The 13666-nt window shown below is 66.1% G+C and carries 7 protein-coding genes; 5 read left to right on the top strand and 2 right to left on the bottom strand.

Features of this window, described 5'->3' with window-relative positions:
* Positions 1-77 precede the first annotated feature (77 nt).
* Both ACT53K_RS04110 and ACT53K_RS04105 read right to left on the bottom strand, forming a co-directional pair.
* Positions 78-854, bottom strand: coding sequence for a gamma-glutamyl-gamma-aminobutyrate hydrolase family protein (locus tag ACT53K_RS04110; RefSeq protein WP_476227256.1), 777 nt, complete (start codon positions 852-854; stop codon positions 78-80).
* Positions 851-3265 carry a TonB-dependent receptor plug domain-containing protein gene (locus tag ACT53K_RS04105; protein WP_476227255.1) on the bottom strand — a complete coding sequence of 805 codons (2415 nt, stop codon included), beginning with the start codon at positions 3263-3265 and terminating at the stop codon, positions 851-853. The genes ACT53K_RS04110 and ACT53K_RS04105 overlap by 4 nt, the downstream gene beginning before the upstream one ends.
* A gap of 241 nt (positions 3266-3506) precedes the next feature.
* On the opposite strand from ACT53K_RS04105, the gene ACT53K_RS04100 reads away from it, so the two are divergent.
* From ACT53K_RS04100 to ACT53K_RS04080, 5 genes are all read left to right on the top strand, one after another.
* Positions 3507-4025: a thioredoxin family protein gene (locus ACT53K_RS04100; protein WP_476227254.1), complete on the top strand. Its 519-nt coding sequence runs from the start codon at positions 3507-3509 to the stop codon at positions 4023-4025.
* A 358-nt stretch (positions 4026-4383) separates the two neighbouring features.
* Positions 4384-5700, top strand: a complete 1317-nt coding sequence (locus ACT53K_RS04095; RefSeq protein ID WP_476227253.1) for an efflux RND transporter periplasmic adaptor subunit — start codon at positions 4384-4386, stop codon at positions 5698-5700.
* Positions 5701-5703: 3 nt separating this feature from the next.
* Positions 5704-8814: an efflux RND transporter permease subunit gene (locus tag ACT53K_RS04090; protein WP_476227252.1), complete on the top strand. Its 3111-nt coding sequence runs from the start codon at positions 5704-5706 to the stop codon at positions 8812-8814.
* Positions 8811-12110 (top strand): efflux RND transporter permease subunit, encoded by a 3300-nt coding sequence (locus tag ACT53K_RS04085; RefSeq protein WP_476227251.1) that lies wholly within the window; start codon positions 8811-8813, stop codon positions 12108-12110. Before ACT53K_RS04090 ends, ACT53K_RS04085 begins: the two co-directional genes overlap by 4 nt.
* Positions 12107-13627, top strand: a complete 1521-nt coding sequence (locus ACT53K_RS04080; protein ID WP_476227250.1) for an efflux transporter outer membrane subunit — start codon at positions 12107-12109, stop codon at positions 13625-13627. Before ACT53K_RS04085 ends, ACT53K_RS04080 begins: the two co-directional genes overlap by 4 nt.
* Positions 13628-13666 lie beyond the last annotated feature (39 nt).

Raw genomic sequence — 13666 nt, 5'->3', positions numbered from 1 at the left:
GATGCCCCCGTCACCACGACCTCCCTCGTCATGGTCACCCATTGATTCAGAACATGATCAAAAACGCAACTGTAATGCTAACCAGCCCGTTCGCGATGCAGCGCCCGCCCGATCCGCTCGAAAAAGCCGCGATCTGCGGGCGTCCGCGCTCCGTGCCATTCAGGGTGCCACTGCACCGCCAGCACGTCCGCGCCGCAGGGACTGGCGGAGATAGCCTCGATCAGGCCGTCGCCGTCCGAAACCGCTTCCACGGACAGCCCACCGCCCAGCCGGTCGATCCCCTCGCGATGCACGGAATTGACGTTGATGCAGCGGCCCTCGCCCAGCCCGGCCAGCATCCCGTCAGCCCGCAGTGTTACGTCATGGCGGTGCTCGAACAACGCCTCGAACGGAACGTCGTCGGCGCGGTGATGCCCCTCCCCCAGGTCGCGACGCAGCGATCCGCCAAACAGCACGTTGATTTCCTGCAAGCCCCGGCAGATGCCGAACACCGGCCGGGCGCTCTCGATCATGACTTCGGCAAGCGCCAGCGCCACCCGGTCGCGCTGCGGATCGGACCGCCCGCCCGCGACCGGAGCGCCGCCACCATAATGATGCGGCTCGACATCCGAGCGCGAACCGGTGAGCAACAGCCCGTCAAGCCGCCCCGCCAGCGCACCGACATCGGCGACATCGGCCAGCGCAGGGACCAGCAGCACCGTCGCCCCGGAAATGCGCGACAGCGGCTCGATGAAACGGCTCGCCACGGCCTGGATCGGCCGCTCTGCCACTTCGTTGCAGCAGAGCACGCCGATCACCGGCCGGGCCGGCACCGCCCCGGGATCGCGCCGGACGAAGTGCCGCTGGGCGATCACCAGTTCACGCCGATGCGGGCATAGAGATAGCGCCCGTTGAAACCGAAGGGCGAATAGAAGGGGAAGCCCAGCACGCCGGTCGAGTTGTTCGCGGCAATGGTACGATCCGGATAGATGTCGAACAGGTTGCTCGCGCCGATCGCCACCTGACCGCCCTTCACCGGCTGATACCGCAGTTCGAGATCGGTGATGAACTTCTGGCCGGTGTGGATGTCGGCGGACCCGTTCGCGGCAGTGCCCGGCTGGTTGGCGTCACCATAATAGGTTCCGCGCAGCGTCGCGCCCAGCTTGTCGCGGCTCCACTCGATCGAGCCCGTCACCTTCTCGCCCGGCGTCCCCTGTTCGATCGTCAGGATGCGGCTGCGCGCGAACAGCACCGGCGCGGGGTTCACCGTCGCGGTGTTGGTCGGCACCTTGGTGACGACGATCTCGTTCACATTGGCGGCAACCGTGAAGTCGAACTGCCCTGCCCCTTCGGCCGGGTGGCCCAGCCGGTAATGCGCCACGGCATCGACGCCCCGCGTCCGCGAGCGCAGCCCGTTGATGAAGAAGCGAGCCGACGGCACGTTGAACGGCGCGAGGATTGCCGCCACCTGTGGGCTGAAGCTCGCCTGGATGTTCTCCGACAAGGCAAGCTGGTCGCGCAGGCGGATCTGATAAGCATCCACGGTAAGGTCGAACCCGCCAGCACGGATGACCGTACCGATCGACAGGTTGGTCGACTTTTCCGGCTGGAGCGGCTTGCCGCCCAGCGCCGTGGCAACCGCACTGGTGGAGGGGAAGGTTCCGGTCAGCACCGGCGTTCCGTTCTGCACCACCTGCGCGATCGAGGTGAAATATTGCTGCTGCAGGCTGGGCGCGCGGAATCCGGTGGACGCGGTACCACGCAGCGCGAACCACGGCGCGACGTCATAGCGCAGCGACAGCTTGCCATTGGCCGTGTCGCCAAAGTCCGAATAATGCTCGCCGCGCACTGCGACATCTGCCTGGAAGGCCGGCGTCAGTTGCGCTTCGAGATCGAGATAGCCGGAGACGCTGCGACGCGAGCGCGTGATCGCATTCGCCGGCGAGAAGCCGCCAAAGCCCTGCGCGCCCGGCGCAGCGCCCGCGACGGCGCCGCTGGGCGGGTAGTCATAGGACGCCCGCTCGCCTGGCGTGATCTTGTAGCCTTCCCGTCGCCCCTCGACACCGAAGGCGACATTGAGCGACTGGAAAACGTCGAACTTGCGCGCCACATCGACGCCGCCGACCCACTGGTCATAGATCAGCGCGCCGTCGTAGAAGTTCGTCGGTGTCGCGCTGCCATAGGCATAGTTGGCCGAATTGCGCGTGTAATAGGCGAGCCGGTTGCGGCCATAGCCGACATGCGCGTCGACCGACCAGTCGGCCACATCGCCCTTCAGGCCCAGCGCGCCGCTGGCATTGGTGGACTTGGTATTGATAATCGGCAGAAAGCCGTTGGGATAGCCCGCCGTCGTGGTGGCGGCGCTTGCCAGCCGGGGAAAGGCCGCACTCCGGCTGTCGCGATCCTGATAGCCGCCCCAGCCATAGAGCTTCCAGCCGGGCGCGATGCTGGTGCCGGCGTTGATATAGCCCGTATATTGCTCGACTTCCGGGTCGCCGAAGCGGCCGGTGACGCGGCTGGGCGTGACGCGCGGATCGAAATCGGCGCGGTTGGTCGCCTTGCGGTTCAGATACTCGCCCGACACGGTGATATAGCCGTCCTGGCCGAACCCGATCCCCTGCCAGCCGGATGCCGTGAAAGTTGGCTCGCCGGTGGTGCTGCGGCTGCCGCGCGCCGTGTCGATATCGGTGGCGTAGAAGCCATAGGTGGCGGAAGCGCCACCGCCCGAGCGTGCCTGACGCAAGCGCAGGTTGATGACGCCGGCGATCGCATCCGATCCATATTGTGCCGCGGCACCGTCGCGCAGCACCTCGATCCGCTCCAGCGCGACGGTAGGAATGGTGTTGAGGTCGACCGCCGAAGAACCGCGCCCCACCGATCCGTTAATGTTGAGCAGTGCCGAGCTGTTTGCGCGCACGCCGTTCACCAGCACCAGCACCTGGTCCGGCGAAAGGCCGCGCAGCGTTGCCGGGCGCACGGCATCGGTGCCGTCCACTGCAGAGGGGCGTGGAAAGTCGATCGACGGCGCGGCCGCCGCCACTGCTGCGGCCAGTTCAGTCGTGCCCTGGCGGCCGAGCGTCTGCGCGCTGATCACGTCAACCGGCGAAGCAGTATCAAGGCGCGAGCGGCCTTGGCTGCGTGTACCAGTTACGACGACTTCCTGGGCAGCGTTTTCCTGGCCGACTTCCGCCTCGGCGCCGGAGGGGTCGGCCTGTTGCGCCCAGGCCTGACCCGACAGCGCGACCGACGACGCTGCAACCAACAGTGCGGCGCGAAAAACATGCATGCTCAACCCCTTCATTCTGATTGCAAGGGGGATTATCCCATCTTTTTAGTGGGATTTCAGGAAAGAAATGGTTCGAGCCGCGAAAGCGAAAGTAGCCACCAACCAATATATATTAGCAAATTCATGCTCTTAAGCGATAAACCTACACTTTCAATGGCACCATAATTCCTTTGTTCGGAATGTCGCGGGCGTCACGGACTATCTGCGCAAATCGTCAGATACTCCGTTTCCGGGAGCTTCCATGCGCCGCGCTGCCTTGCCCTTTCTGCTTGCCCTGACCTTCACGCTTCCGGCCTTCGCACCGGCACCGGACGCAGCACCGCGGCTCGACATCACCAGTTTCAACGCGCTGCCCAAACCGTTGCCCCTGCCCTATAACGAAAATGCCGACGCTGCCGCCGCGGTGAAGGCCGCACGGACGCGGGCGCTGAAGGCGCACAAGCTGCTGCTGATCGATCTGGGCGGTAACTGGTGTCTCGACTGTCGGCTGCTCGCGGGCACGATCGAGCTGCCGAAGCTGAAGCCCTGGGTGGAACGGCATTATGAACTGGTGACGGTCGACATCGGCCGGTTCGACCGCAACCTTGCCATTCCGACCCATTATGGCGCGGGGCCGAAGCTGGAAGGCGTTCCCGCCCTGCTGGTGGTCGATCCGAAGACGGATCGCCTGCTCAACGGCGGCCGCGTATCGGCGCTGGCCGATGCCCGCAGCCTCTCCCCACAGGCGCTGGCCGATTGGCTGGCACAGTGGGTGCGCTGAGAAATCGGGTCTTCCGGGCCTGAGCCCGGCGCGCCGATAGACCCTACGCCTGTTCCCTCGCAGACAGGCCATCCCGCACGCCATTCCCCGCGACCAGCAGGGAGCGGAGCGAAGCAACAAACTGCGATCGCCCTCCGGGCAAGCCAGCGCGCATTTGCGTTTCTGCGCAAACCAATATGCCCGACATAGTTTTGCGACAAACCCCGCATAGGGGTGCGCCTGCGAAAACCGGTTCTCGTTTCGCGTACGATCCCCGGGGCAGACACCATGCCGCCGCCGGGTGTCATAACGGACGCGGCCGATTTTGCCTCTATACTATGCTGAGCGCGTAGCGGCGCGCGAATGGAACGAGAGCGATATGGATCAGCACGACCCGGATTTTGCCGCACAGCACGAAAACCAAGCAACGATAGAGCGACGCACGCTCTCTCCCCGGGCGCGAACGATCAGCTGGATCGTCGGTTTGGGTGCGATCGTCGCGCTGGTCGCGCTTGCCGTTTTCCTGTCGCAAGGCAGCAGCGGGGCAGGAAAGTCCGGCAGCGGGCGCCCCGGTGCAGGCGGCGGCTTTGGCGGCGGGGGCCGGCGCGGCGGCATGGCGGCGCCCACCACGGTGGGCACGGCCAAGGCGACGCAGGCCGATCTTCCGGTGCAGGTCGAAGCGCTCGGCACCGTGACGCCGGCGGCAACCGTCACGGTGCGCCCGCAGGTATCGGGCACCATCATCCAGCTGCTCTACCGCGAAGGCCAGATCGTCCGTAAGGGCCAGGTGCTCGCGCTGATCGATCCGCGTCCCTATCAGGCGGCGCTGATGCAGGCGCGCGGTTCGCTGGCGCGCGATCAGGCACAGCTGGAAAATGCGAAGCTCCAGCTCGCCCGCTACAATACGCTGCTCAATCAGGATTCGATCGCGCGGCAGGACCGCGACACCCAGGCCGCGCTGGTCCACCAGCTCGAAGGCACGGTGCTTGCCGATCGCGGCGCGGTACAGCAGGCGCAGATCAACCTGGGCTATACACGCATCGTGTCGCCGGTCAGCGGGCGTGCCGGCCTGAAGGTGGTCGATATCGGCAACTATATCGGCGCGGGCGATAGCAACGGCATCGTGGTGGTTACTACGCTCCAGCCGATCGACGTGGAATTCGCGGTACCGCAACAACAGGCGCCGGAAATTCAGAAGCGCATTGCACAAGGCGCGCAGATCCCGGCGATCGCGCTCGACAGCACCCGCACCAACACGCTCGACACGGGTAGCTTCTCGACGCTGGACAACCGCGTCGACACGACGACCGGCACGATCAAGGGCAAGGCACGCTTCGCCAATGCGGGGTTCCAGCTCTATCCCAGCCAGTTCGTCAATGTGCGGCTGACGGTCGAGACGGTGCAGAAGGCTGTAACCGTGCCGCCCGCCGCAATCCAGTCCGGCCCGGACGGCCCGTTCGTCTGGCTGCTCAAGCCGGACCGCACCGTCACCGAGCGCAAGGTCAAGCTGGGCGTTGCCGTGGCCGACAAAACGCAGATTACCGACGGTCTTGCGCTGGGCGATACGGTGGTGACCGACGGTTCCGACCGGCTGACCGAAGGCGCCAAGGTCGCGCTGCCCGGCGATGCCCCGCCCGCGCGGGATGGCCAGGGCGGCGGCAAGCGCCGGCACCATGGCGGCGGCCAGGGCGGCTGATCCGTGGGTCCGTCGCGCATCTTCATCCTGCGCCCGGTCGCGACCGCGCTGTTCATGGTCGCGATCGTGCTGGCGGGTCTGGTCGGCTTCAGCAATCTGTCGCTGTCGGCGCTGCCTGAGGTCGATTATCCGACCATCCAGGTCAGCACCCTCTATCCCGGCGGCAGCCCGGAAGTGATGAGCCAGACCGTCACGGCGCCGCTCGAACGCCAGTTCGGGCAGATGCCGGGGCTGACGCGGATGGAATCGACCAGTTCCTCGGGCGCGTCGGTCATCACGCTGCAGTTCAACCTGTCGACCGGGCTCGATGTGGCGGAACAGGAAGTGCAGGCGGCGATCAATGCGGCGCAGGCGCTGCTGCCCGCCGACCTGCCCGCACCGCCGGTCTATGCCAAGGTAAACCCGGCGGACGCGCCGATCCTGACGCTGGCGATCACGTCGGACACAATTCCGCTTACCCAGGTTCAGTCGCTGGTCGATACGCGGCTGGCGCAGAAGATCAGCCAGATCACCGGCGTCGGCCTTGTGAGCCTGGCAGGCGGGCAAAAGCCGGCGATGCGCATTCGCGCCGACACGCAGAAACTGTCGAGCTACGGCCTCAGCCTTGCCCAGATCCGCACCGCCATCGGCAATGCCAATGCAAATTCGGCCAAGGGCAGCTTCGATGGCCCCAACCGGTCCTACCAGATCAATGCCAACGACCAGCTGCAGTCCGTCGACGACTATAAGAACCTGATCGTCAGCTATCAGAACGGCGCGCCGGTGCGGCTGGGCGACGTCGCGCAGGTTGCCGAAGGTGCGGAAAACAGCCGGCTGGGCGCGCTCGCCAACGAGACGCCGGCGATCATCCTGAATGTTCAGCGTCAGCCGGGCGCCAACGTGATCGCCACCACCGACGCCATCAAACGGCAGTTGCCGGTGCTGCTGAAGAGCCTGCCCGCAGGCCTCCATGCCGAAGTGCTGGCCGACCGCACCACCGGCATCCGCGCCTCGGTGCACGATGTCGAGTTCGAACTGGTGCTCGCGGTCGTCCTTGTCGTGCTGGTGATCTATTTCTTCCTGCACTCCGCCCGCGCGACGCTGGTGGCCGGGCTCGCGGTGCCGATCAGCCTGATCGGCACGTTCGGGGTGATGTATCTCCTCAACTTCAGCCTCGACAATCTCTCGCTGATGGCGCTGACCATCGCGACAGGCTTCGTCGTCGACGACGCGATCGTGATGATCGAGAATATCCAGCGCCATATCGAGGACGGCATGGGTCCGTTCGAGGCGGCGCTGAAGGGTGCGGGCGAGATCGGCTTCACCATCATCTCGCTGACCGTCAGCCTGATCGCGGTGCTGATCCCGCTGTTGTTCATGGGCGACATTGTCGGGCGCCTGTTCCGCGAATTCGCAGTGACGCTGGCGGTGACGATCCTGATCTCGGCCGTGGTGTCGCTGACTCTCACGCCCATGCTCTCCGCCCGCTGGCTCAAGCGCCCGTCGGAGGAGAAGCCGAGCCGCGTTGCCCAGCGATCGGCCGCCCTGTTCGACTGGGTCGAGCGGCGGTACGAGACCGGACTGGATTTCGTGCTGCGCCGCCGCTTCGCGACGCTGCTGGTAGCGATCGCCACGCTGGGGCTGACAGTGTTGCTGTACCTCGTCATTCCCAAGGGGCTGTTCCCTACTCAGGACACCAGCCAGCTCCAGGCGCGGATCGTAGCCACCAACGGCGTGTCGTACGACCATATGGCCGCGCTGCAGGCGCAAGCGGCTCGGGCGATCCTGGCCGATCCGGCGGTGGAGAATCTCTCCTCCTATGTAGGCGTCGACGGATCGAACAACGCCTCGCTCAACGTCGGCACGATGCTGGTCAACCTGAAGCCGTCGCACGGCAATCAGGCGGCGGTGATGCGGCGGCTGGAGGATGCGGTCGACCGGATCGCCGGCATCACGCTTTACGTCCAGCCGACCCAGGATCTGACGATCGACGCCGAAAGCGGGCCGACCCAGTATCGCTTCTCGGTCGAAGGATCGAACACCGCCGACGTCAACAGCGAGGCACAGCGCATCGTCGCGGCGCTGCGCCATGTCGCCAAGGTCGCCAATGTCTCGACCGATGCGGGCGCGACCGGTGCGGCTGCCTATGTCGACATCGACCGCGACAGCGCTGCGCGGCTGAACATCACCGCCTCCAGCGTCGACGACACGCTCTATTCGGCGTTCGGGCAGCGCATCGTCTCGACCATCTTTACCGAGACCACCCAGTATCGCGTGATCCTGGAGGCCGTGCCGGGCCTCGCCACCGATCCGCAGTCGCTGGGTCTGCTGCACCTGCCGTCCCAGGGCGGATCGACGCCGCTGAACGCGGTGGCAACGATCCGCGAGGGCCGCTCGCCGCTTGCCGTCACCCATGTCGGCCAGTTCCCGGCCGCTACCGTCAATTTCGATACGGCGCCCGGCGTTTCGCTGGGCACGGCCACCGCTGCGATCCGCGACACCATCGCGCAGCTCAAGCTTAAGCCAGGCATTTCGGTGACCTTCCTCGGCGCGGCTGGAGCCTTTTCGTCCTCGCTGGGCAACCAGTTGCTGCTGATCCTGGCGGCGATCATCTGCGTCTATATCGTGCTGGGTGTGCTCTATGAGAGCTTCATCCACCCCGTGACGATCCTGTCGACCTTGCCGTCGGCTGCGGTCGGCGCGCTGTTCGCCCTGTGGGTGACCGGGCACAATCTCGACGTGATCGGCATCATCGGCATCGTGCTGCTGATCGGTATCGTGAAGAAGAACGCGATCATGATGATCGACTTCGCGATCGCCGCCGAGCGCGACGAGGGGCTCAGCCCGGCCGCAGCAATTCGCCAGGCAGCAATCCTGCGCTTCCGCCCGATCCTGATGACGACGCTGGCGGCATTGTTCGCGGCGATCCCGCTGATGCTGGGCATCGGCGAAGGCGCCGAACTGCGCCGGCCGCTGGGTATCGCGATCTTCGGCGGTCTGCTGGTCAGCCAGTTGCTGACGATGTTCACCACGCCGATCGTCTATCTCTATTTCGATCGCGCGCAGCAGAAGCTGGCCCGGCATGGCTGGGGCGTCCGCGCCAACCCGAATGTGAGCGCGGAGGCAGGCGCGTGAACCTTTCCGCGCCCTTCATCCGGCGCCCGATCGCCACGATACTGCTGACGATCGGGCTGGCGCTGGCGGGGATCGCGGGCTTTTTCTCGCTCCCCGTGGCGCCGCTGCCGCAACTCGACCTGCCGACGATCAGCGTATCCGCCAACCTGTCCGGCGCCAGTCCCGAAGTGATGGCGCAGAGCATCGCCACGCCGCTCGAACGCCGCCTCTCGACCATTGCCGGCGTGACCGAGATGACCTCGTCCAGTTCGCTGGGCACCACACGGATCACGCTGCAATTCGACCTGTCGGTGAATATCGACGCCGCCGCGCGCGAGGTGCAGGCAGCGATCAACGCCGCGCGCGCCGATCTGCCTGCGACGCTCAAGCAGAACCCCACCTATCGCAAGGTCAATCCCGCCAACCAGCCGGTGATTACGCTGGCTCTCACGTCCGACACCAAGACGGCCGGCCAGATTTACGATGCCGTCTCCAATACGGTGCAGCAGCTGATGCTGCAGATCCCCGGCGTGGGCGATGTCGAACTGGGCGGCGGATCGCTGCCGGCGGTGCGCGTCGATGTGAATCCCTATCGCCTCAACAGCTACGGCATTTCCATGGAAGATGTCCGTGCAGCGATCGAGGCGGCCGATGCCAACCGTCCCAAAGGACTGCTCCAGAGCAGCACCACCGGCCGCGCCTGGCAAATCTATACCAATGCCGCCGGCCGTGTGGCGGCGGACTATCGCCCGCTGGTCATCGCCTGGCGAAACGGCGCGCCGGTGCGGCTGGGCGACATCGCCAATGTGAACGACAGCGTCGCTGACCTGCGAACGATGGGTCTCTACAATGGCAAGCGCGCCATCGTCGTCAACATCACGCAGCAGCCCGACGCGAACCTGATCAAGATGGTCGACGCGATCCGTGCCGAGTTGCCGACGCTGCGGGCGCAGATTCCGGCCGACATCCATCTCGATGTGGCGATGGATCGCACGAGTTCGATCCGCGCCTCAATCCGCGAAATCGAGATCACCGTGCTGATCGCGCTGGTGCTGGTCGTCGTGGTCGTGTTCGCTTTCCTGCGCGACGTGCGCTCAACCTTCATCCCCGCCGTCGCCACGATCGTCTCACTGCTAGGCACTTTCGGGGTGATGTACCTAATCGGGTTCAGCCTCAACAACATATCGCTGATGGCGATCACGGTCGCGACGGGGTTCGTGGTCGACGACGCCATCGTCGTGCTGGAGAACACCACCCGCCATCTCGAAAAGGGCATGGACCGGTTTGAGGCGGCCTTGCTCGGCGCGCGCGAGGTGGGCTTCACCGTCTTGTCGATGTCGATCGGCCTGATCGCGGTGTTCATCCCGCTGTTGTTCATGGGCGGGATCGTGGGGCGGCTGTTCCGCGAGTTTGCCGTAACGCTGTCGGTCGCGGTGATGATCAGCCTCGTGCTGTCGCTGACCACCACGCCGATGCTGTGCGCCTGGTTCCTGCGCAAGCACGATCCGGAAGCTGCCCCCAAGACGCCGGGCCGCTTCGCGCGGGCGCTGGAAGCCGGCTATACGCGGCTGGAACGCGGCTATGCGCATGTGCTCGACTGGGCGCTGGCGATGAAGCCGCTGGTCGTGCTGCTGCTCGTCGCGGTGATGGGCCTGACCGTCTATCTGTATGTGGTGGTGCCCAAGGGCTTCTTCCCGCAACAGGAATCGCCGCTGATCTTCGCCGGCGTGCGCGCCGACCAGAGCGTGTCGTTCCTTTCGATGCAGGACAAGCTCACACAGGTCGTTGGCATCATCAAGAAGGACCGCGCCGTGCAGAGCGTGGTCGGCTTCACCGGCGGCAGCCGCGGCGGCGGCGCATTCATGCTGATCGCGCTCAAGCCGGTCGAGAAGCGGCCGGGCCAGCCGAGCACCGTGGTGATCCAGCGGCTGCAGCGCGCGCTGCAGCCCGTGGAGGGCATTCGCCTGTTCCTTGCACCGGTGCAGGATCTGCGCACCGGCGGCCGATCAAGCAACGCTACCTATCAATATACGCTGATGGCGGACAGCACCGAGCACCTGAAGATCTGGGCGCAAAAGCTGAACGACGCGATGACGAAAAGCCCGGTCTTCACCAATGTCGATAGCGACCTGGCCGAAAACGGAGTCGAAAGCTTCCTGACGATCGATCGCGACGCCGCCGCCCGCGTCGGCATTTCGCCCCGCGATGTCGACAATGCACTCTACGACGCCTTCGGCCAGCGCAACGTCGCCACCATTTATGAGGACATAAACCAGTACAGCGTCGTGCTTGGCTGGGATCCGGCGGCCACCACCGGCCCGCACATGCTGCCCGATGTCCGCATTCCCGCACAGGCGGTCCAGACCGACAATCTGGCGACTGCCAGCCCCTCCGGCAGCACCGTCGCTGCCGCCCCGCCGCCGCTGGCGAGCAGCACAGGCACGGCGCAGGGAACGACGACGACCAAGGCCAGCACTGCCGCGGCAGTGGTATCCAACCCGGCGCTGCGCAATCCCTCGACGGGATCGGCGCTCAGCAACACCGCCCATGCAATGGTGCCGCTGACCGCGCTGGCATCGGTGCGGCAGGCCCCGACGGCGGCCAGCGTCAACCACCAGGGAACCGAAGTCGCCGCGACGATTTCGTTCGACCTGAAGCCCGGCAAGGCGCTGTCCGACGCGCGGACCGCAATTGAGGCGGCAGAGGCACAGATCGCAATGCCCAGCACCGTGCACGGAACCTTTGCCGGAACCGCCCTCACCTATCAGCAGCAGCAAGGATCGCAGCCGCTGCTGATCCTGGCGGCGCTGGTGGCGATCTACATCGTGCTCGGCATATTGTACGAGAACCTGATCCACCCGGTGACGGTGCTGTCCACGCTGCCCGCAGCCGGCACCGGTGCGGTGCTGGCGCTGATCATCTGCGGCATGGAGTTCGACATCATCGCGCTGATCGGGCTGTTCCTGCTGCTCGGCATCGTCAAGAAGAACGCCATTTTGATCATCGACTTCGCCCTCGCCGCCCAGCGAGAACGCGGGCTGTCGGCGGAGGCAGCGGCGCGTGAGGCAAGCCTGCTCCGCTTCCGCCCGATCCTGATGACCACCATCGCCGCGGCACTGGGCGCGCTGCCGCTGGCGATCGGCTTTGGCGAAGGTGCCGAGCTGCGCCGGCCGCTCGGCGTAGCGATCGTCGGCGGGCTGATCGCCAGCCAGGTGCTGACGCTGATCACCACGCCCGTCATCTATGTCCTGCTCGATCGCCTGGCGCAGCGTCGCCGGCGTTCCCGTCCCCTGCCAGTTCGCGAGCTTCCCGCATGACCACCCGCATCCGTCTCCGCCCGATTGCATCGCTGCTGGCGCTTAGCGCGCTGGCGGGCTGTTCGCTCGCCCCGGCCTATCATCGGCCGGAGACCGCAGCTGCGCCGGCTGCGTGGAAGACCGTTGACGGCTGGCGCCCCGCCAACCCCAATGACGGCGCGGTGCGGCCCGACTGGTGGACCGCATTTGGGGATACGGTGCTGAACGATCTGGTTTCGCGTGCCAATGCGCATAACCAGACGCTTGCCCAGGCCGCAGCCTCGTGGCGGCAGGCCACCGCCGCTACACGCGAAGCCCATGCCAGCCTGTTCCCCACCGTCAGCGCCAACGGGTCGGTAACGCACAGCCATAGCGGGACCGCCGGGCGCGCGGCGAACACCACCGGCGGCACCGGGTCCGGGGCTGGCACCGGCACCAGCAATGGTGCAACCTTTGCCAACAACCAGAACAGCGACAGCTACCGCGTCAACCTGCAGGAGAGCTGGCAACCCGATCTGTTCGGCAGCGTGACCAACACCGTCCGCAACGCCCGCTACTCCGAAGAGGCGCGGCTGGCCGATGTCGCCAATGCCCGGTTGGCGATCCAGGGCGAGCTCGTCACCGACTATCTGAGCCTGCGCGCCACCGATGCGCAGATCGCCAGCCTTTCTGCGACGGTGGATGCGTACAAGCGCTCGCTGGAGATCGCTACCAACCAGTATAATGCCGGCACCGTAGCCCGCACCGACGTGTTCCAGGCACAGTCGCAGCTCGCCTCCGCCCAGTCCGATCTCGAAGGCCAGGCGCGGACGCGCGCGCAGTTCGAGGATGCGATTGCCGTGCTGATCGGCGAGAATCCGGCCGGCTTCCGCATCGCCGCCAACAGCGCGGCATGGACGCCGGTGGTGCCCGACGCCCCCGTCGCACTGCCGTCTGCGCTGGTCGAGCGGCGGCCCGACATCGCCGCCGCCGAACGCCAGGTTGCCGCCGCCAATGCCACGATCGGCATCAACCGGGCCGCATTTTTCCCCACCGTCAGCCTGACCGGCAGCGGCGGGTTCTCCAACGATTCGCTGTCCGGCCTGTTCAGCGCGGGCGCCTCGCTGTGGTCGCTTGGCGCATCGGTGGCGGAAACGCTGCTCGACTTCGGGGCGCGGAATGCCCGCCTCGCCCAGTCGCGTGCCGCCTATGACGCCGCGGTCGCCAATTACCGGCAAGTGACGCTCACCGCCTTCCAGTCGGTGCAGGACAATCTGATCGCGCAGGAAGTGCTCGCCCGGCAGGAAGCCTATCTGCGCGCGGCCTCGCTTGCCGCCGACAAGTCCGAAGAGTCGCTGCGCAACCAGTACCGCGCCGGCATTGTCGCCTATAGCAGCGTCGTCACGGCGCAGGCGGCAGCCCTCTCCGCCCGACGGTCGCTAATCCAGGCCCAGCTCGACCGCCAGACGGTCTATGCCGCGCTAGTGCAGGCGCTGGGCGGCGGCTGGAACGCGGCGGACCTGACCAACGGCGCCGAGCAGGCGCGCACGAGCCAGTAGGCGACTCCGGCGCCGCGGTAGGTGCAGCGCCGGTGCGCG

Source organism: Sphingomonas sp. DMC8 (assembly GCF_056314185.1).
Note: the sequence above shows the minus strand (reverse complement) of the source record. Positions and strands in the feature narration are given on the sequence as shown.

Excerpts from the sequence above, each read along its gene's own strand:
- ACT53K_RS04105 (WP_476227255.1), bottom strand. The coding sequence starts at position 3,265 with ATGCATGTTTTTCGCGCCGCACTGTTGGTTGCAGCGTCGTCGGTCGCG.
- ACT53K_RS04100 (WP_476227254.1), top strand. The coding sequence starts at position 3,507 with ATGCGCCGCGCTGCCTTGCCCTTTCTGCTTGCCCTGACCTTCACGCTT.
- ACT53K_RS04080 (WP_476227250.1), top strand. The coding sequence starts at position 12,107 with ATGACCACCCGCATCCGTCTCCGCCCGATTGCATCGCTGCTGGCGCTT.
- ACT53K_RS04095 (WP_476227253.1), top strand. The coding sequence starts at position 4,384 with ATGGATCAGCACGACCCGGATTTTGCCGCACAGCACGAAAACCAAGCA.